Here is an 18,524-nt window from a genome sequence, read left to right as displayed (position 1 = left end):
TCGCCATGTCCACGCCAGGCTCCGGCCCTCGAGACGACGACGCCGACGACAAGACGCCGTACTGGGCGCGCGGTTCGTACGCTCCGAGTTGGCGCGCCGGGCGACCCGCCGCGGACGATGACACCCGCGGGTGGGACGAGACGACCGCGCGCGGTGACGCCCGGGAGCTGGACGAGACGCGCGAGCTCGCACGCGCGGCTGCATCGAATCGAGGCGACGAGACGGACGGCCCGGCGCCTGACGCCACCCAGGGCACGGCCGGAACGTCCGCATCCGACAACGCCCGACGCATGGCCGGTGGCGCACTCGCCGCGGGGCGCCTCGCCGGCCAGGGCGTGCGTGGTGCTGCTCGCCTGAGCGCGGGGGCGACGAAGGCGTCCCTGCGCGCGGCCCGCCGCGCGAGCAACGCCCAGGGCGCCGGCGAGAGCGGCCTGGGGCGCCTCATGGAGGTGCACGCGCTGTCGAACGCCGGGGACGCCGCCGTCACCGTCGGACTCGCCGGGACGCTGTTCATCTCCGCCCAGCCGGGGGAGGCGAAGAGCCACGTCGTGCTCTTCCTCGTGCTCACGATGCTGCCGTTCGCCATCGTCGCGCCCCTCGTCGGACCGCTGCTCGACCGCTATCGTCACGGTCGTCGGTGGGCGATGGGTGCGACGTTCGCGCTGCGCGGCTTCCTGTGCTGGGTGCTCGCCGACGCGATCGAACGCGACTCCGTCTGGCAGTTCCCCGCGGCGCTCGCCATCCTCGTCGCGAGCAAGGCCTACATCGTCACCCGATCATCGGCGACGCCGCGGTTGCTGCCCGACGGAATGACCCTCGTGCGCGCCAACAGCCGCATGAGCCTCGCGGGCGTCACGGGCGCGACGATCGGTGGCCCGCTCGCCGGTGGCGCGGCCGCGCTGTTCGGGGCGACGTGGGCGTTCCGCGCCGCGTTCCTGCTGTTCGTGTTCGGCACCATCCTCGCCATCCTGCTGCCGGCGAACATCGACTCCGACCGCCACGACGGTTCACTGCGCGCCCCGAAGCTGACGATGCCGCCCGCCGTCGTCGCTGCGCTGCGCACGAACACCGGGCTGCGCTGGGTCAGCGGCTTCCTCACGATGTTCATGGCGTTCCTCATGAAGACCCATCCGCTGCCCGGGTGGGAGGACAAGGTGACGACGCTGCTCGCCATCGTCGTCGGCGCCGCCGCCATCGGCAACGCGCTCGGTTCCGTTGCCGGAGCTGTCGTGCGCGCGCTCGCGCCGCGCGTCGTCATCCTCGCGTGCCTGCTCGCGGACACCGCGGCCGTCGTCGTCGCCGCGGTGCACTTCGATCTCATGACGGCCGTCATCGTCGGGCTCGTCGCCGGCCTCGGGCAGGCGCTCGGCAAACTGGCGCTCGACACGCTGATCCAGGACCATCTCGCCGAGGCCGTGCGCACCAGCGCCTTCGCGCGATCGGAGACGGTGCTGCAGCTCGCGTGGGTGCTCGGCGGCATCTTCGCCTGCATCATCCCGACCGACGCGACGATCGGCATGTACGCCGCCGCGGTCGTGCTGCTGACGTGGACCGCACTCGTCGTCGCATGGAACGCAGGGCGCGGTCCGCGCCTCACTTCTTGGGGCCGCGGCCCCCGAACATGATGTCGTCCCAGCTCGGCACGCTCGGACGCGAGCTCTTGCGGCTCTGACTCGCGCGCGGCGGCACCGCGGGCGAGGCGCCCTTCGAGGTGTCCTTCGACGACGCGTCCCTCGATGTGGTGTCGTTCTTCGTCGGCGCAGCTTCGCGGGTGTCGGTGCCGGAGGTTTCCTCGTGGGCCGCCGACGCGCTCATCTCGGCATCGTCGGAAGACTCGTTCTCGGCCTGTGCCGCTACCTCGTCGTCGAATTCCGCGGACGAGTCGGTCGCGACGTCATCGAACTCGTGTTCGCCGTCGTGCTCCGCGTCGATGGCATCGTCCTCGTAGACGTCGCCACCGTCGTGGTGGCCGGGCAGTTCGCCGAAGAGCGACTCGTCGTGCTCGTCGTCGTCATCGCGCAGTGCGCCACGCACAGATGCCTGTTCGACGCGGGCGCGCGGGCGGCGCGACTTGCGACGACGGGAGCCGCGCGCGGCCTTGCCGGACGCCTCGTCGACGTCTACATGGTGCGACGTCTCGCTGTTCGTGTCGTCACTCTGCGCGCCGGCGTGCGAGTCGTCGTCGCTCGCGCCGGTCACGCCCCGAGCGTCGGCACCAGAACCCGCGGCACTCGTCGTCACCGCATCGTTCGTGACGGCGTCGCCGTCACGACCCGACGAATCACGTTTGCCCCCAGCGGTATTCACGGGCGCCTCACGCGACTCGTCGCCGGATTCGGTGAGTTCTTCGGGACGCGGGTGAGAGGGCAGCGGCGGGGGAGTCGTGCCCACGTCGATGCGCTCGGTGCGTTCGGTCGGTGCCATCGACGCCGGCAACTGGGTGGCCCGTGACGTCGCCGACGTCGTGCCCGCGCCGCCGCTCGAACGCTGCGACGACGAGCGGCCACGGCCGCGGCTGGCCTGACGTGCGCGCATCGACGCGGTGAGGTCACCGGCGCCGGCGCGCGGGTCGGAGGGTGACAGGCGCGCACCGAGGTGCGGGTCCTGGGCATCGGCGAGGCCACCTTCGGCCTCGACGTCGTAGACGGGCGCGTCACGGTGCGTGCGGGCGCCGCCCTTGCGGGCGGCGGCCTTCTGACGCTGCGGGGAATCCTCGTCGGCCGCGGCGATCTCGTCGCCGCCGAGCCAACGGGCCTCGTCGTCGACGGTGCGCAGCGCGCGGTTGACCGGGTCGAACAGCCACGTCGCTTCGCGCTGACGGCCGCCTGCGGGGAAACGCACGATGACGGTCCAGTGCGTGTCGTCGTTCTTCCAGCTGTCCCACACGACGCGCTCGGCCTCGACGCCGCGTTCGGCGAGACGGCGGTCGGCGCGCTCGCGCAGCGTCGTCGTCTCACCGCGACCGAACAGTTGCACCCTCTGGGCAAGTTCGGAGACGTAGTCGCGCTCGGCGCGGATCGGGCCCTCGTAGCGCTGCACCTTCTCGAGCGACCAGCCGGCGCGCTCGGCGATCTCCTCGAGCGGCACGCCGCCGCGAATGAGGCCCTGCACGTCGCGCGGACGCAGCGGGTTCTCCTGCTTGGCCTGGCGGTCGGCGCTGGCCGGCTCACGACGATCGCGCCGGATCGTCGTGCGCAGCTCGTCGGTGATGGCGAGGGTGAAGCGCCCGCCGTCACCGTCGGCGAGCAGGAGGTTCGCCCCGTCTTCCGCGACCCCCACCAAACGCAATTCCTGCACGACGAACTCCATCCGTAACCAGACCTTGGGCGTTACCCTGCCATGCTCCCACGAACGATTCCGGGAGGCCGCCCCGCCCGCGGTAGCGTGTCGCCTGCCATGGTGCTCACGCAAAGCCACTCGTTGCAGCTCGTCCTCGACCTCGTCGGCGTCTTCGTCTTCGCCCTGTCGGGCGGGCTCGTCGGGGTGCGCAAACGCCTCGACGTACTCGGCGTCATCGTCCTCGCCGGCATGTCAGGCCTCGGCGGCGGGGTGCTGCGCGACCTGCTCATCGGCCAGACGCCGCCCGTCGGCGTCAGCGACTGGCGCCTCATGGGCGTCTGCGTGCTCGCCGGCATCTGTGCGTTCGTCCTGCACCCCGAGGTGAGCCGCATCGCGCGCCTCGTGCGCATCCTCGACGCCGCGGGCCTCGCCCTGTTCTGCGTCGCCGGATCGATCAAGGCGCTGGCGTACGGGATGGGTGCGACGACGTCGATCTTCGTCGGCGTGCTGACGGCTGTCGGCGGCGGGCTCATGCGTGACGTCATCGTCGGCCAGGTCCCCGAGGTGCTGCGCCGCGAGTTGTACGCGGTGCCGGCGCTGCTCGGTTCGTCCCTCGTCGTCGTGGCCCACGAGAGCCACCACTACAGCGTGCCCGTACTGTGGTGCTGCGTCGTCATCGTCTTCGTGCTGCGCATCGTGGCCGTCATCCTCGACCTCAACGCGCCGCAGCCCCTTCGAACAGGAGATCGCCCATGACCGAAGCGAACGCCCTCGAGCCCTACGACGCGGTGCTGCTTGCCTCGTTCGGCGGCCCCGAGAAGGCCGACGAGATCATGCCGTTCCTGCGCCGCGTGACGGCCGGGCGCGGCATCCCCGACGAGCGGCTCGCCGACGTCGCGCACCACTACGAGATCATGGGTGGGCGCAGCCCCATCAACGATCAGAACCGTGCCCTCATCGCGGCGCTGCGCGCCGAGTTCGAGCGTCGCGGCATCACGACGCCGATCGTGTGGGGCAACCGCAACTCCGAACCGTTCCTCGCCGACACGCTGCGCGAGGCGTACGCTGGCGGCGCGCGCCGCGTCGTCACGCTGACGACGAGCGCCTACTCCTCCTACAGTTCGTGCCGTCAGTACCGCGAGGATCTCGCGGCGGCCTCGCACGAGCTGTCCGAGGACGGCAGCGTCCCCGAGGGTGCCTTGAGCATCGACAAGGTGCGTCAGTTCGCGACGCACCCGAGCTTCGCGCGCACCAACACGCGCCTCGTGACGGACGCCCTGCGTGAGTTCGCGGGCGTTGCCGACGAGCAGGTGCAGGTCGTGTTCGTCACCCACTCGATCCCGCTCGCGATGGACGACACTTCCGGCCCCGGTGACGGCGACGGCAACCTGTACTGGCAGCAGCACGACGAGCTGGGCGCGGCGATCCTCTCGGAGGCCAACGCGACGCTGTCACGCGAGCTCGAAGGTGCGCTCGTGTACTGCTCGCGTTCGGGCCCGCCGTCGCAGCCGTGGCTCGAACCGGACATCAACGACCACCTCGAGAACCTCGCCGAGCGCGGTGTGACGCACGTCGTCGTCGCGCCGATCGGGTTCGTCTCCGACCACATGGAGGTCGCGTTCGACCTCGACACCGAGGCCGCCGAGACCGCCGAGCGCCTGGGGCTGACGATGCGTCGCGTGCCTACGGTCGGCGTCGACCCCGAGTTCGTCCACGGCCTCGTCGACCTGCTCGAGGAACGCGCCGCGGAGACACGCGGCGAATCGCCCGAGCACCCCGCGTGGCCCGGTGAGGCGCGGCCCAGCGTCTGCGAACCCGGCTGCTGCCCCAACCTGCGCGCCACGAAGCCCGCGCTGTGCGGCCGGGACTGACGCGGTGAGCGAACAGGCCGGCGAGCGCGGCCTCGGCGCGCTGACGCACCTCGTGCCGGATGACGCGACGGTGCGCGTGTTGCGCGATTTCGCGTTCGATCTCGCGCGCGAGGCGGGCGAGCTCATCGTCGACGAACGCCCCGACGCGCTCGGCGTCGCCGACACGAAGTCGAGCGAGGTCGACGTCGTCACCGTCATGGACCGTCGCAGCGAAGAACTGCTGCGCGCGCGTATCGCCGCGGCGCGCCCCGACGACGCCATCCTCGGTGAGGAGGACGGCGCGAGCGCCGGCACGTCCGGGCTGACGTGGGTCATCGACCCGATCGACGGCACCGTCAACTACCTCTACGGCCACCCGTTCTACGCCGTCTCCGTCGCCGTGTGCGTCGGCGACACCGCCCGCGAGGGCGCATGGCTGCCGGTCGCGGGCGCCGTCGCGGTGCCGGAGCTGGATCGCACGTACGTCGCGGGCCACGGCCAGGGCGCCGAGGTCGTCGACCGGGCGGGACGGCGACGCCCACTCGCCGTCAGCGGGTGCAAGCGGCTCGAGCTTGCCCTCGTCGGCACCGGGTTCGGCTACGAGGCCGACAAACGCCGCGAGCAGGGGCAGATGCTCGCATCGTTGCTGCCGCAGGTGCGTGACGTGCGTCGCGCCGGCGCGGCCGCCATCGACCTGTGCTTCGTCGCTGAGGGCATTCTCGACGCGTACTACGAGTCGGGGATCAACGCCTGGGATCAGGCCGCCGGCCAGGTCATCGCAACCGAGGCGGGCGCTCTCATGAGCGGCATGCCCGGGCTTCCCGCGGGTAAGACCATGGCCGTCGCGTCGACCCCGAAGATTCACGAGGCGCTTCGCGGTTGCCTTTTCCCCGCGGCGCGTTAGTATGCGGGCACAAAATGGCTCAGCCGCGCGTTACAGCGGGGAATCAAGTGATGGGGGCGCTTCGCCCACCATCACGCACGCAGCGAAGAAAGAACACTGATGGCAACTGATTACGATGCCCCCCGCAAGAACGACGACGACGTCAACGAGGATTCGATCGAGGAGCTGAAGTCCCGGCGCACCGACAAGTCGTCCGGCAGCGTCGACGTCGACGAGACCGAGCACGCCGAAGGCTTCGAGCTGCCGGGAGCCGACCTGTCCGGCGAAGAGCTGTCCGTCCGCGTCCTGCCGCGTCAGGCCGACGAGTTCACCTGCAGCAAGTGCTTCCTCGTCCACCACCGCAGCCAGCTCGCCGAGGAAGACGGCGGCCTGCCGGTCTGCAGCGACTGCGCCTGAGGATGAGTGCCGCCGAAGCCCTGCACGTCGAGGTGCTCCAGCTCGACGCCGGTCTCGAGCCGCTCGCCTACGCCTACGACGGTGATGCGGGCGCCGACCTGCGTGCCCGCATCGGCCTGACGCTCGCGCCCGGCCACCGTGCGCTCGTCCCGACGGGCGTCGCGCTCGCACTGCCGCCTGGCTGGGCCGGTTTCGTGCACCCCCGCTCGGGGCTCGCGGCGCGCCACGGCATCACGGTGCTCAACGCACCGGGCGTCGTCGACTCGGGGTATCGCGGCGAGATCCAGGTCAACCTCATCAACACCGACGCGCGCGAGTCCTTCACGATCTCACGCGGCGATCGCATCGCCCAGCTCGTCATCCAGCGCGTCGAGCCCGTGGTGTTCGAGCACGTCGAATCGCTGACGAGCACGCAACGCGGTGAATCCGGCCACGGCTCCAGCGGTGGTTTCGACACGGGGCGCGCGCCCCAGCGAGAGGGAAAGTGAACATGGCCGTTTTCGGACGACGCAAGAAGGGCGCCGACGCGGCGCAGGACGCTGCGACGAGCGAAGAGGTCGAACCGACCACGCCCGCTGACGACGCTTCCACGGACGTTGATGACCTCGACGCCGGCGACCTCGATGCCGAGGCTGTCGACCTCGACGAGCCGAGCGCCGAGGACGACGAGGCTGCGCGCCGACGCCGTTCGAAGCTGCGTCCGCGGGAGGAGGTCGACCTGAGCGACGGCCCCTTCGACTCCGCCTCGGCCCCGACGCGCGATGAGATGGACTTCGGTTCGCTGCGCCTCGTGCCGACCGCGGACATCGAGTTGCGCCTCGACGTCGACGAGACGTCCCAGACCCTCACGGGCATGACGGCCGTCTTCGGCGAGGCCGGCACGTCTGCGGTGCAGCTGCAGGTGTTCGCCGCGCCCAAGACGACGGGCGTCTGGTACGGCATCCGGCGCGAGATCGCCGAGGCGATCGTCGCCGGCGGAGGCACGGCCGAGGAGGTCGACGGACCGCTCGGCACGGAACTGCACGTGCGGATGCCCAGCCAGGGACCCGACGGACGCACGACGTTCTCGCCGGCTCGTTTCGTCGGCGTCGACGGCCCGCGCTGGTTCCTGCGCGCCGTCCTCTCCGGTGACGCAGCCACTGACGACGAGGCCGCAGCCCGCGCGATGGAGTTCGTCCGCACCGTCGTCGTGCACCGTGGTTCCGACCCGCGCGCCCCGCGCGAACTGCTCGAACTGACGTTGCCGCCCGAGCTCATGGCGCAGGCTCAGGCGAGCGCGCAGGAGCACGAACAGCACACCGACGCCTCCACCGTCGGCCCCCTCGAGCGCGGCCCGGAGATCACGGAGACCCGCTGATGCGTCCGTGGCTCGCGCGCCGCGTCGCGCCCACCGGGTTGCGACGCCGCGTCGAGCGCCGGCGAGGCTCGCACCGCCTCGACTCGCCACCGGAACGCGAACCGGCGTCGATGCCGGGCCTCGCGCCGGTGCGCACACCGCGCGTCGTCGAGGGCGTCATCGCCTCCGTCGACGAGCGAGCCGCGGACGGTCACGTGCCCGCCGTCGTCGCCCAGGTCCGCGAGGCGGACGGCGACGAGGTCGCGCTCGTGTGGTTGGGGCGACGCCACATCGGCGGCATCGAGCCCGGTGTCGTCGTGCGGGCGCGCGGTCTCGCCGCGACGCACCGCACCCGGCCTGCCATCTTCAACCCCGCGTACGAACTGGTGCCGAGCCCACGCACCGAGGAGCAGCCGTGAACGCACCGAACACCGTCGAGGCCGTCATCCGCGAGCGGTTGTCGACCGCGATGGGCGGCTGGCGCGGTTCCTGTGAGGCCGCGCTGCCGACCGTCGCCTTCGTCATCGTGTGGACGGCGACGAAGAACCTCAACGCCGCGTTGCTGGCCGCCGGCGCCGTTCTCGTCCTCGCCGCGCTACTGCGTCTCGTGCAGCGTCAGACGCTGAGGTTCGTGCTCATGGCGGCGTTCGCGACGGCCCTCGCGGCGTTCCTCGCGAAGCGCTCCGGGCACGCCTCCGACGTGTTCCTGCCTGGGCTCATCCAGGGCGGCGTCATGCTCGCGATCAGCGTGCTGTCGATCGCCGTGCGCTGGCCGCTCGTGGGCTTCATCGTCGCGGGCGGCGACCCGAACCTCAAGGACGACCCGACGGCATGGCAGCGCAGCCACTCGATGGTGCGCGTCTGCACGCGCCTGACGTGGGTGTTCGCCGCGCTGTTCGCCATCCGTCTCGCCGTCATGGTGCCGCTGTACCTCGCCGACGACGTCACCGCGCTCGGCGTCTGCAAGATCGTGCTCGGTTGGCCGCTGTACCTCGCGGCGCTCGGGCTCATGGTGTTGTTGCTCGTCAAGGGTGAGACGCCGCTCGAGTCGCACGACCCGCTGCTGCACGACGACCCCGAGGGCCACGAGCGCCTTGAACACGCCGAGCACGTCGAAGACATCGCCCGTGAGGAGAACCTCGGGCGCGGGAGGAACATCCGGCCCGCCGAGGTCGACGAGGGTCGCTGACGAACGTCGCTGCCGCGAGCCCGGAGCGGCCTCAGGCCTGCGGGCCGGAGTGCACCGTCGAGATCTCCTCGGGGCGCCGGCCCGTCAGCGTCGCCGCGAGCTCGCGCTCGGCCGACGGGGTCGCGAGGAACAGCAGTTCGTCGAGGGCATGCAGGGTGTCGTGGGGGCTCGGTGCGATGGGCAGCTGGTCGCGGATGATGCCGACGAGCACGCAGTCGGCGGGCAGGTGCACCTCGTCGACGCGGCTGCCGACGAACGGCGCGTGAGCGGGCAGCGTCAGCTCGACCATCGTCGCTTTGCCCTGCTGGAACTCGAACAGGCGCACGAGGTCACCGACGCTGACGGCCTCCTCGACGAGCGCCGTCATGAGCCGCGGCGTCGAGACGGCGACGTCGACGCCCCAGCCGTCGTCGAACATCCACTCGTTCTTCGGGTTGTTGACGCGTGCGACGGTGCGCGGCACGCCGAACTCGGTCTTGGCGAGCAGAGAGACGACGAGATTGACCTTGTCGTCACCGGTCGCGCAGACCACGACGTCGGCTGCCTCGAGCTGGGCCTCGTGCAGCGTCGTGACCTCGCACGCGTCGGCGAGCAGCCAGGTGGCCTCCGGAATCGACTGCACGCGGGACTCGCGAGCGTACTTGTCGATGAGTAGCACCTGGTGGTCGTTGAGCAGTAGTTCGCGGGCGATGGAACGTCCGACGCTGCCTGCTCCGACGAGGACGACGCGCATGCTGGGCCTTTCGGTTCGGATCGGACGGGCGGCGGGTCGACTCAGGGCCGGCGGGTCGTCGGGTTGGACGCTTCTGCATGTCCGGAGGACGCGGTTCCTGACGACGCAGGGCGCACACCCGTGATGCTCGACGGCGGTGCCGCGAGCACGGCCTCGACACGCTCGACGTCGCGGGTGGCGAGGACGAGATGCACGGTGTCGCCGTCCTGATGCACGAGATCCTCGCGCGGAAGCAGCGCCGTGCCGGTGCGCGCGACGTACGCGACGCGCGTGCCCGTCGCGGCTTCGAGGTCGCGGTAGCGGGTGCCGATCCACGCGGCGTCCACGGGCATGTCGACGATGCTGACGCTGCCCGTACGGTCCTGGTGGACCGTGACGGCCTGCTGCGGTACGAGCCGCCGCATCACCTGGTCGGCGGCCCAGCGCACCGTCGCGACGGTCGGGATGCCGAGGCGCTCGTAGATCTCGGCGCGGCCCGGGTCGTAGATACGGGCGACGACGTGGTCGACGCCGTACGTCTCGCGCGCGACGCGTGCGGCGAGGATGTTCGAGTTGTCGCCGCTGGACACGGCGGCGAACGCATACGCCTGCTCGATGCCCGCGGCGACGAGGGTGTCGCGGTCGAAACCGATGCCGACGACACGCCTGCCCTCGAACGAGCTCGGCAGGCGACGGAACGCCGCCTCGTCGCGGTCGACGACGGCGACGGAGTGGCCGGCGTCCTGGAGGTTGCGCGCGAGGTAGGAGCCGACGCGACCGCAACCCATGATGACGTAGTGCACGCTTCGACCTTATCGAAGCCGTGTCCATCCGAGCCAAGCCCACCTTCGTTGCGTTTCGCGGCGACGACAGGAACCCTGGGGCGTATGGCAACCTCTCGCACCGCACCCGGGCGCCGCAGCGCGCAGAACCGTCGACGCACTCGCAAGGGCACTGCGATGGAGGGGCAGCGCCTCGAGCTCGACGTCGAGAACGTCGCGCACGGTGGTCACTGCGTCGCGCGTCACGACGGGCGCGTCGTGTTCGTGCGGCACGCGCTGCCGGGGGAGCGCGTCGTCGCGCGCATCACGGACGGCACGAGCGAGTCCAAGTTCCTGCGCGCCGACGCCATCGAGATCCTCAGCGCCTCACCGGATCGGGTGACGCCGCCGTGCCCGTTCTCCGGGCCGGGCCTGTGTGGGGGCTGCGACTGGCAGCACGCGAGTCTCGACGCGCAGCGCCGCCTCAAGGCCGACGTCGTGCGCGAACAGCTCACCCGCATCGCGAAGCTCGATGTTGACGCACGCTTCCCCGACTTCACCGTCGAGGCCCTGCCCGGTGACGGCCCGATAGCCGAAGGTCTGCGCTGGCGCACCCGCCTGGAACTCGCCGTCGACGGTGGCGTGGCCGGACTGCGTGAGCACCGCTCGCACCGCCTCGTCGAGATCGACGACTGCCTCATCGCCGATGCCGGGTTCACACCCGCCCTGCACGAACGCTTCGACGCCGGCGTCACCGGGTTCGACCTGGTGCGCCCGAGTGTCGGCGACGACATCATCGGCATCGAACTGCCTCAGCCGAGGGGTGAGATCACGCCGACCGTCCGCGAGGTCGTCGAATCGGCGCACGGCAGTGCGGAGTTCGACGTCAGTGCCCGCGGTTTCTGGCAGGTCCACCCGGGCGCCGCGGCGACGTTCCTCGACGCCGTCATCGACGAGACCGACCCGCAGCCGGGGGAGAGCGCCCTCGATCTGTACTGCGGTGTCGGCCTGTTCACGCGGGCGCTCGCCGACCTCGTCGGGCCTGACGGGCGCGTCGTCGGTGTCGAAGCCGACGCGGACGCAGTCGACCACGCGCGCACCAACATGGGCGGTGCGCGCCACGTCGACCTCCTCACCTCACCCGTGGAGAAGGCGCGCCTGCCGCTGGAGCGCGCCGACGTCGTCGTCCTCGACCCACCGCGCGCCGGTGCCGGACGCGATGTCGTCGCGACGATCGTCGGCCTCGCACCGCGCGTCGTCACGTACGTGGCGTGCGACCCGGCGGCACTCGCGCGCGACCTCGGCTACTTCGTGTCGCACGGGTACGAGCTGACGAACCTGCGCGGCTTCGACGCGTTCCCGATGACGCAGCACATCGAGTGCATCGCGACGCTGCGTCCGCGGGGTTGATCGTCAGCCGTTCTTCGGCGCGACGGCAGTGAGCAGGAACAGGCGCGACCAAGTGTGCGCACGGGCAGACAGGCGCGTCGGATCGGCCTACGATCGATCGTGAGAGCGGCGTCACGACGGGGCTGTCGAAGTTAGGCATGCCTTTGCTGAGGCCCGTTCCCGGCGTGTGATTTGATTATCTTGACGTCAAGATAAATGACGCGGGACGCGTGCCCGAGGGGTGCGTGCCCAGGCAACAGACGAAGGAGTCGGCGTGAGTCAGAGCACGGACAGCTTCGGAGCAAAGGGCAGCCTTGAGGTTGGCTCGAACAGCTACGAGATCTACCGCATCAACACGGTCGAGGGCAGCAAGAACCTCCCGTACAGCCTCAAGGTTCTCCTCGAGAACCTGCTGCGCACCGAGGACGGCGCGAACGTCACGAAGGAGCAGATCGCTGCTCTGGGCAACTGGGACGAGAACGCCGACCCCGACACCGAGATCCAGTTCACGCCGGCGCGCGTGATCATGCAGGACTTCACCGGTGTTCCCTGTGTCGTCGACCTCGCCACGATGCGTGAGGCCGTCGGCGACCTCGGCGGCGACCCGGCGAAGATCAACCCCCTCGCCCCGGCCGAGATGGTCATCGACCACTCCGTCATCATCGAGGACTTCGGCAACCCGCAGGCGTTCGAGAAGAACATCGAGATCGAGTACCAGCGCAACGAGGAGCGATACCAGTTCCTGCGCTGGGGCCAGACGGCGTTCAACGAGTTCGCGGTCGTCCCGCCGGACACGGGCATCGTCCACCAGGTCAACATCGAGCGCCTCGCCCGCACCGTCATGGTGCGCGAGGGCAAGGCCTACCCCGACAGCTGCGTCGGCACCGACTCGCACACGACGATGGTCAACGGCCTCGGCGTGCTCGGCTGGGGCGTTGGCGGCATCGAGGCCGAGGCGGCCATGCTCGGCCAGCCCGTCTCCATGCTCATCCCGCGCGTCGTCGGCTTCAAGCTGACGGGCTCGACGAAGCCGGGCGTCACAGCCACGGACGTCGTCCTCACGATCACCGAGATGCTGCGCAAGCACGGCGTCGTCGGCAAGTTCGTCGAGTTCTACGGCGACGGTGTCGCCGAGGTTCCGCTCGCCAACCGCGCGACGATCGGCAACATGAGCCCCGAGTTCGGTTCGACGTGTGCGATCTTCCCCATCGACGACGTCACGCTCGACTACCTGCGCCTGACGGGCCGTGACGACGAGCAGGTGGCTCTCGTCGAGGCCTACGCCAAGGAGCAGGGCCTGTGGCACGACCCGAGCAACGAGCCCCGCTTCTCCGAGTACCTCGAGCTCGACCTCGGCGACGTCGTCCCGTCGATCGCCGGCCCGAAGCGCCCGCAGGACCGCATCATCCTGTCCGAGTCGAAGAAGACGTTCCGCGAGCAGCTGCCGAGCTACACCTCGGGTGTCGAGGGCAACGGCGTCGAGGGCACGACGTTCCCGGCCTCCGACCCGATGCAGCCGGGCAGCGACGAGCAGGCCGACAACTCCACGCCCGTCACGCCCGTCGAGGCCGCGGTGCCGTCGGCCGAGGGCCGTATCTCGAAGCCGGTCGAGGTGAAGATGAACGACGGTCGCTCGTTCACGCTCGACCACGGTCACGTGGCGATCGCCTCGATCACGTCGTGCACGAACACGTCGAACCCGTCGGTCATGATGGCCGCCGGTCTGCTCGCGAAGAAGGCCGCCGACAAGGGCCTGACGCGCAAGCCGTGGGTCAAGACGTCGATGGCGCCCGGTTCGAAGGTCGTCACCGCGTACTACGACGCCGCCGGTCTGTGGGAGAGCCTCGAGAAGGTCGGCTTCTACCTCGTCGGTTACGGCTGCGCGACCTGCATCGGTAACTCGGGTCCGCTCGAGCAGGAGATCTCGGACGCGATCAACGCGAACGACATCACCGCGACGGCCGTCCTGTCGGGTAACCGCAACTTCGAGGGCCGCATCAGCCCCGACGTCAAGATGAACTACCTCGCCTCCCCGCCGCTCGTCATCGCCTACGCGCTGGCCGGCACGATGGACTTCGACTTCGAGAACGACGCCATCGGCAAGGACGACGACGGCAACGATGTGTTCCTCAAGGACATCTGGCCGTCCGCCGAGGAGGTCGACGCCGCGATCAAGGGCGCGATCAAGAAGGACCTGTTCACGAAGGAGTACGCCGACGTCTTCGCCGGTGACGAGCGCTGGCAGAGCCTGCAGACGCCCGAGGGCAAGACCTTCGCGTGGGACGAGAAGTCGACGTACGTGCGCAAGCCGAACTACTTCGACGGCATGAAGATGGAGACGACGCCGGTCACCGACATCAAGGGCGCTCGCGTGCTCGCGAAGCTCGGCGACTCCGTCACGACCGACCACATCAGCCCGGCCGGCAACATCAAGGCCGACAGCCCGGCGGGCAAGTACCTCGCCGAGCGTGGCGTCGAGCGCAAGGACTTCAACTCCTACGGCTCGCGTCGCGGCAACCACGAGGTCATGGTGCGCGGTACGTTCGCGAACATCCGTCTGAAGAACCAGCTCCTCGACGGCGTCGAGGGCGGCTTCACGCGCAACTTCCTCAACGGTGGTGAGCAGACGACGATCTTCGAAGCGTCCGAGGCCTACCAGGAGGCCGGCGTTCCGCTCGTCGTCCTCGGTGGCAAGGAGTACGGCTCGGGTAGCTCGCGCGACTGGGCTGCCAAGGGCACGCGTCTGCTCGGCGTCAAGGCCGTCATCGCCGAGTCGTTCGAGCGCATCCACCGCTCGAACCTCATCGGCATGGGCGTGCTGCCGCTGCAGTTCCCGGCCGGCAAGACCGCGGACGACCTGGGCCTCGACGGCACCGAGACGTTCGAGATCACCGGCATCGAGGCGCTCAACGAGGGCACGACGCCGAAGACGGTCAAGGTCGTCGCGTCGAAGGACGGCGGCGAGCCGATCGAGTTCGACGCGGTCGTTCGCATCGACACCCCCGGTGAGGCCGACTACTACCGCAATGACGGCATCCTGCAGTACGTGCTACGCAACCTGGTGAAGAACGCCGCCTGAGCGATCTGACCCACCTGCACGAGCGACGCGGCCCGGTTCCCCTTCGGGGAGCCGGGCCGCGTCGTCGTGTCGAGCAACTTCCTGCTTCTGGCGCGGTAACGTCGTCGTCCATGCTAAATTGCTAGCAAGATAACAAGGAGGGGTGATGGTCGAGAATCGTCCGAAAAAGGCACAGTTCAACGTCTACCTACCTGCGGACCTAGTTCGCGAGATCAAGCACCGCAGCATCGACGAGGGGCTGAGCCTGTCCGCCTTCGTCGAGCACGTCATGAGCGACTACCTCGAGGAGAAGCGATGAAAGAGCAGGGCACGCAGCGCGTGGCGGTGAGGCAGATCGTGTTCACCGGCGATGCCGAGCGATGGAGTGACCTGGCGCGGGCCTTGGGAGGCGACCCGGTCGTGACCTCGCCCGAGTACGCCGAGTTCGAGATGTCGGGCGGTGGGTTGCTGGGCGTGCATGCCGCCTCCGACGAGGCGCCGACCGGCTCCTGCGCGTTGCAGGTCGTCGTCGCCGATCTCGATGCCGCGCGCGGCGCCCTGGCCGCGGTGGGGGTTGGCGGAACGATGGTGACGGAGGACTTCGGCCGCGTGCTCGACGTGCACCGCGGCCCTGCGGGGCCGGACGTCGCCGTCGTCGAAGGACGGGTGCCGACGGGGCCGCGACGACCGGGTGCGCTCATGGTGACGCCGCTGTCGTTGGTCGGCGAGATTGACACGACCGTCACGGCGTTCGAGGCGTTGGGTCTCCACCCGGTCCTGCGCAGTGACGCGGGCACCTTCGTCGAGATGGTCGCGGCGGGCGGCGGCGAGGTGCTCGTCCACGAGGGGGAGGGCGGTGCCGCACTGTCGTTCCAGATCGACGCGCTCGACGATCTCGAGCGCCTGTGTCGCGAGGCCGGGGTGGAAGTCGAGATCGTCGACGAGACCTATGGGCGCACCGCGCTCATCAGCGCCCCCGACGGGCCTCGCGTCTGGGTGAACGAACGCCAGCGCGACTTCTACGGCTACGAACGACTCGCCGACGCTGCGTCCGTCTGAGGCCGCGGGCCCCTCGGCGGCGCGGGAGGTTGAGGTGATTCGCGCTCCATGGAGCGCGAATCACCTCAACCTTCGGGCGGGTTTCGTGCGGACACAGGTGCCGGAGTGCTCGGCGCCAGGGTCAGCCGCCGAAGTGGCGGCGCGGGTTGTCGACGAGCATTGTCGTGATCTGAGCATCCTCGACGCCGCGCTCACGCAGGGCCGGCAGGACGTCCTCGCTGATGTGGCGGTAGTTCCAGTTCGGCGCGGCCGCCTTGCGTGCCTCGGCGGGAAACCAGTCGATGGAACACGACGCGTCATGCGCGAGGACGACGCGCTCGGTGTACCCACGTCGGCACAATTCCGCGACGGTGTCGACGCGTTCTTCGAAGGGCAGCAGCACGTCGAGGCCGAAGCGGTCCATGCCGAGGTAGCTGCCTGCGTCGGCGAGGCGGCACAGGTAGTCGAGGTCCGTCGAGTCGCCGCTGTGACCGATGATGACCCGGCTCAGGTCGGCGCCTTCCTCCGCCAGCACGCGTTGCGCGACGAGCCCCGATTCGCTCGCGGCGTGCGTGTGCACCGTGATCGGCGCGCCGCTCTGCGCGCTCGTCGCGCCGACGGCACGCATGACGCGTTCGACGCCGGGCGTCAGGCCCTGCTCCTCGATGGCGCACTTGAGGAATGCGGCACGCACTCCGGTGTCCGCGATGCCGTCGTTGAGGTCCTTCAGGAAGAGCTGCACCATCGGCTCGGGCTGGTCGAACAGCAGCCCCGGCCCGCTGTGGTGGAACTGGAACGGCACCTCGTTGTAGGTGTAGACGCCCGTCGCGACGATGATGTTCAGCTTCACCTGCTGCGCGATGCGCTGCACCCGGGGGATGTAGCGCCCGAGCCCCAGCACGGTGGGATCCATGATCGTGTCGATGCCGAGCCCCTCGAGCTGCGTCAGCTGCTCGACGGCATCGGCGATCTGGGCCTGATCGTCCCACTCGGCGTAGTTGAGGCGGTATTCCTCGTTCATCACGAAGATGTGCTCGTGGACGAGAGTCGCACCCATCTGCTCGACGTCGATGGGGCCGGTGACGGTCTGGACCTGCGTCATGGTGTTGCTCCTTCGTCGGTGGTCCATTCGATGGCGCGCTTGAGGATCTTTCCGGTGGCGCCCTTGGGCAGTGCGTCGTCGAAGCGGATGAGGTGGGGCACCTTGTACGCGGACAGCTGCTCCTTGAGCCACGCGCGCAGCTCGTCGGCGCTCAGTTCGCGCCCCGGCGCCAGGACGACGACGGCTGCGACCTCCTCGCCGTAACGCTCGTCCGGCACGCCGATGACGGCTGCCTCGACGACGTCGGGGTGGCTGTAGAGCACCTCCTCGACCTCGCGGGGGTAGACGTTGTACCCACCGCGGATGATGAGGTCCTTCGCCCGGTCGACGATCGCCAGGTAGCCGTCCCCATCGAGACGGCCCAGGTCGCCGGTGCGCAGCCAACCGTCGCTCAGGTCTGCGGCGGTGGCCGCCTCGTTGTTCCAGTACCCCTTCATGACCGTCGGGCCCTTGACGAGCACCTGTCCGACCTCACCGACGGGCGCGCGGCCCCCGTCGAGGCTCTCGATGACGATCTCGGTGTCGGGCAGCGCGACGCCGACGGTGCCGGCGCGCTGCTCGATGCCGTCGCGGTGGTAGCTCGCGGCGCCCGTCGTCTCCGTCAGGCCGTACCCCTCGAGGATGGTGCAGGCGAAGCGACGCTCGAAGGCGGTGATGACCTCGACAGGCAGGCTCGCACCGCCGGAGGCCGCGAGGCGCAGGTCGGGGCAGTCCTTCGGCCCGAAGTCACCCTCGACGTGGACGAGGTAGTTCCACATCGTCGGCACACCCGCGACGACGTTGATCTCGTGGTCGCGGATCATCGCCAGCATCGCGCGTGGTTCGAAGGGGGAGAGCACCGAGAACGACCCGCCGGCCAGCATGGCCGTGTTCATGCACACGCACTGACCGAAGACGTGGAACAGGGGGAGCGCGGTGCCGAACTTCTCCGTCGGCGCGAAGTTCAGCTGCGTGATGAACGCGCTCGCCACGGCGAAGAGGTTCGCCACCGTCAGCTGGACCCCCTTGGGGCGGCCGGTCGTGCCGGAGGTGTACAGCAGGATGGCGGTGTCGTCGTCAGCGCGCTCGACGGGTTCGTCGAGCGGGGCCCGCGTGGCGGCGTCGGCGCCGGCATCGAGGATGACGAGGTCCATCGTCAGCTTGCTCGCGACGCGTTCGCCAGCCGCGGCGCTCGCGTGCCACGCGACGATGTGCCGAGCGCCCGAGTCCGTCGCCACGTATTCGATCTCTGCGGGAGTGGACATCGTGTTGAGAGTCACCGCAATCGCCCCGACGGCCTGCGCGGCGTAGTAGGCGACGGCGAACTCCGGAACGGAGGGGGCGATGAGCAGGACTCGGTCGCCCTGGCTGATGCCGTGGTCACGTAGATGCCCCGCGAACGCGGCCACCTTGTCCCTCAGCGTGGCGTAGTTCCAGGTCGTGCTCGGGCTGCGAAGCGCGGGGCGCTCGGGTGCGCTCGTTGCGTGCGTCCAGATTGGGTCGGCCATGTTCGGCATGCGTCACCTCTTGT

Annotated in this window: 18 protein-coding genes; 13 read left to right on the top strand and 5 right to left on the bottom strand. The window is 69.8% G+C overall.

Annotated elements, in window-relative coordinates; genetic code table 11:
* The first annotated feature begins 5 nt into the window (after positions 1–5).
* Positions 6–1,625 (top strand): MFS transporter, encoded by a 1,620-nt coding sequence (locus tag AX669_RS00370; protein WP_062255881.1) that lies wholly within the window; start codon positions 6–8, stop codon positions 1,623–1,625.
* Here the strand turns inward: AX669_RS00370 and sepH are convergent.
* Positions 1,594–3,309, bottom strand: coding sequence for a septation protein SepH (gene sepH, locus AX669_RS00365; RefSeq protein WP_062255879.1), 1,716 nt, complete (start codon positions 3,307–3,309; stop codon positions 1,594–1,596). The genes AX669_RS00370 and sepH overlap by 32 nt on opposite strands.
* An 87-nt stretch (positions 3,310–3,396) precedes the next feature.
* On the opposite strand from sepH, the gene AX669_RS00360 reads away from it, so the two are divergent.
* The 8 genes from AX669_RS00360 to AX669_RS00325 all read left to right on the top strand — a co-directional run bounded on the left by AX669_RS00360 (position 3,397) and on the right by AX669_RS00325 (position 8,954).
* The gene (locus AX669_RS00360) at positions 3,397–4,035 is read left to right on the top strand and encodes a trimeric intracellular cation channel family protein (RefSeq protein ID WP_062255877.1); all 639 of its coding nucleotides are present in this window, start codon (positions 3,397–3,399) and stop codon (positions 4,033–4,035) included.
* Positions 4,032–5,150 carry a ferrochelatase gene (locus tag AX669_RS00355; RefSeq protein ID WP_062255875.1) on the top strand — a complete coding sequence of 373 codons (1,119 nt, stop codon included), beginning with the start codon at positions 4,032–4,034 and terminating at the stop codon, positions 5,148–5,150. The genes AX669_RS00360 and AX669_RS00355 overlap by 4 nt, the downstream gene beginning before the upstream one ends.
* Before the next feature lie 4 nt (positions 5,151–5,154).
* Complete coding sequence (locus AX669_RS00350; protein ID WP_062255873.1) at positions 5,155–6,033, top strand: inositol monophosphatase family protein; 879 nt, start codon at positions 5,155–5,157, stop codon at positions 6,031–6,033.
* Positions 6,034–6,132: 99 nt separating this feature from the next.
* On the top strand, positions 6,133–6,429 hold the full coding sequence (locus AX669_RS00345) for a DUF4193 domain-containing protein (protein WP_006945221.1): 297 nt from the start codon (positions 6,133–6,135) through the stop codon (positions 6,427–6,429).
* Between the two features lie 2 nt (positions 6,430–6,431).
* Positions 6,432–6,917: a dUTP diphosphatase gene (gene dut / locus AX669_RS00340; protein WP_062255871.1), complete on the top strand. Its 486-nt coding sequence runs from the start codon at positions 6,432–6,434 to the stop codon at positions 6,915–6,917.
* A 2-nt stretch (positions 6,918–6,919) separates the two neighbouring features.
* Positions 6,920–7,786, top strand: coding sequence for a DUF3710 domain-containing protein (locus tag AX669_RS00335; protein ID WP_062255869.1), 867 nt, complete (start codon positions 6,920–6,922; stop codon positions 7,784–7,786).
* The gene (locus AX669_RS00330) at positions 7,786–8,184 is read left to right on the top strand and encodes an OB-fold nucleic acid binding domain-containing protein (protein WP_051805820.1); all 399 of its coding nucleotides are present in this window, start codon (positions 7,786–7,788) and stop codon (positions 8,182–8,184) included. The genes AX669_RS00335 and AX669_RS00330 overlap by 1 nt, the downstream gene beginning before the upstream one ends.
* Positions 8,181–8,954, top strand: a complete 774-nt coding sequence (locus AX669_RS00325; protein WP_062255867.1) for a DUF3159 domain-containing protein — start codon at positions 8,181–8,183, stop codon at positions 8,952–8,954. Before AX669_RS00330 ends, AX669_RS00325 begins: the two co-directional genes overlap by 4 nt.
* Before the next feature lie 31 nt (positions 8,955–8,985).
* Here the strand turns inward: AX669_RS00325 and AX669_RS00320 are convergent, their stop codons facing one another.
* On the bottom strand, positions 8,986–9,687 hold the full coding sequence (locus tag AX669_RS00320) for a TrkA family potassium uptake protein (protein ID WP_062255865.1): 702 nt from the start codon (positions 9,685–9,687) through the stop codon (positions 8,986–8,988).
* Between the two features lie 41 nt (positions 9,688–9,728).
* Positions 9,729–10,469, bottom strand: a complete 741-nt coding sequence (locus AX669_RS00315; RefSeq protein ID WP_006945206.1) for a TrkA family potassium uptake protein — start codon at positions 10,467–10,469, stop codon at positions 9,729–9,731.
* Between the two features lie 84 nt (positions 10,470–10,553).
* Here AX669_RS00315 and AX669_RS00310 point away from each other — a divergent pair, with 84 nt between their 5' ends.
* From AX669_RS00310 to AX669_RS00295, 4 genes are all read left to right on the top strand, one after another.
* Positions 10,554–11,837: a class I SAM-dependent RNA methyltransferase gene (locus AX669_RS00310; protein WP_062255863.1), complete on the top strand. Its 1,284-nt coding sequence runs from the start codon at positions 10,554–10,556 to the stop codon at positions 11,835–11,837.
* A 253-nt stretch (positions 11,838–12,090) separates the two neighbouring features.
* On the top strand, positions 12,091–14,895 hold the full coding sequence (gene acnA / locus AX669_RS00305) for an aconitate hydratase AcnA (protein ID WP_006945233.1): 2,805 nt from the start codon (positions 12,091–12,093) through the stop codon (positions 14,893–14,895).
* A gap of 145 nt (positions 14,896–15,040) precedes the next feature.
* Positions 15,041–15,193: a CopG family transcriptional regulator gene (locus AX669_RS00300; RefSeq protein WP_062255911.1), complete on the top strand. Its 153-nt coding sequence runs from the start codon at positions 15,041–15,043 to the stop codon at positions 15,191–15,193.
* Positions 15,190–15,933, top strand: coding sequence for a VOC family protein (locus tag AX669_RS00295; RefSeq protein ID WP_062255861.1), 744 nt, complete (start codon positions 15,190–15,192; stop codon positions 15,931–15,933). Before AX669_RS00300 ends, AX669_RS00295 begins: the two co-directional genes overlap by 4 nt.
* 121 nt (positions 15,934–16,054) lie before the next feature.
* Here the strand turns inward: AX669_RS00295 and AX669_RS00290 are convergent, their stop codons facing one another.
* Both AX669_RS00290 and AX669_RS00285 read right to left on the bottom strand, forming a co-directional pair.
* Positions 16,055–17,014, bottom strand: a complete 960-nt coding sequence (locus AX669_RS00290; protein WP_062255860.1) for a phosphotriesterase — start codon at positions 17,012–17,014, stop codon at positions 16,055–16,057.
* On the bottom strand, positions 17,011–18,501 hold the full coding sequence (locus tag AX669_RS00285) for an AMP-binding protein (RefSeq protein WP_231729350.1): 1,491 nt from the start codon (positions 18,499–18,501) through the stop codon (positions 17,011–17,013). Before AX669_RS00285 ends, AX669_RS00290 begins: the two co-directional genes overlap by 4 nt.
* Positions 18,502–18,524 lie beyond the last annotated feature (23 nt).

The organism is Dermacoccus sp. CCH2-D9 (genome assembly GCF_001556795.1).
GTDB classification, from domain to species: domain Bacteria; phylum Actinomycetota; class Actinomycetes; order Actinomycetales; family Dermatophilaceae; genus Dermacoccus; species Dermacoccus nishinomiyaensis.
This window is presented reverse-complemented; position numbering and strand designations above follow the sequence as displayed.

Bases quoted from the DNA above. Each gene is read 5' to 3' on its own strand.
- AX669_RS00295 (WP_062255861.1), top strand. From the start codon at position 15,190: ATGAAAGAGCAGGGCACGCAGCGCGTGGCGGTGAGGCAGATCGTGTTC.
- AX669_RS00290 (WP_062255860.1), bottom strand. From the start codon at position 17,014: ATGACGCAGGTCCAGACCGTCACCGGCCCCATCGACGTCGAGCAGATG.
- AX669_RS00355 (WP_062255875.1), top strand. From the start codon at position 4,032: ATGACCGAAGCGAACGCCCTCGAGCCCTACGACGCGGTGCTGCTTGCC.
- AX669_RS00335 (WP_062255869.1), top strand. From the start codon at position 6,920: ATGGCCGTTTTCGGACGACGCAAGAAGGGCGCCGACGCGGCGCAGGAC.
- AX669_RS00320 (WP_062255865.1), bottom strand. From the start codon at position 9,687: ATGCGCGTCGTCCTCGTCGGAGCAGGCAGCGTCGGACGTTCCATCGCC.
- AX669_RS00330 (WP_051805820.1), top strand. From the start codon at position 7,786: ATGCGTCCGTGGCTCGCGCGCCGCGTCGCGCCCACCGGGTTGCGACGC.
- dut (WP_062255871.1), top strand. From the start codon at position 6,432: ATGAGTGCCGCCGAAGCCCTGCACGTCGAGGTGCTCCAGCTCGACGCC.
- AX669_RS00360 (WP_062255877.1), top strand. From the start codon at position 3,397: ATGGTGCTCACGCAAAGCCACTCGTTGCAGCTCGTCCTCGACCTCGTC.
- AX669_RS00310 (WP_062255863.1), top strand. From the start codon at position 10,554: ATGGCAACCTCTCGCACCGCACCCGGGCGCCGCAGCGCGCAGAACCGT.
- AX669_RS00300 (WP_062255911.1), top strand. From the start codon at position 15,041: ATGGTCGAGAATCGTCCGAAAAAGGCACAGTTCAACGTCTACCTACCT.
- AX669_RS00285 (WP_231729350.1), bottom strand. From the start codon at position 18,501: ATGGCCGACCCAATCTGGACGCACGCAACGAGCGCACCCGAGCGCCCC.
- sepH (WP_062255879.1), bottom strand. From the start codon at position 3,309: ATGGAGTTCGTCGTGCAGGAATTGCGTTTGGTGGGGGTCGCGGAAGAC.
- AX669_RS00345 (WP_006945221.1), top strand. From the start codon at position 6,133: ATGGCAACTGATTACGATGCCCCCCGCAAGAACGACGACGACGTCAAC.
- AX669_RS00370 (WP_062255881.1), top strand. From the start codon at position 6: ATGTCCACGCCAGGCTCCGGCCCTCGAGACGACGACGCCGACGACAAG.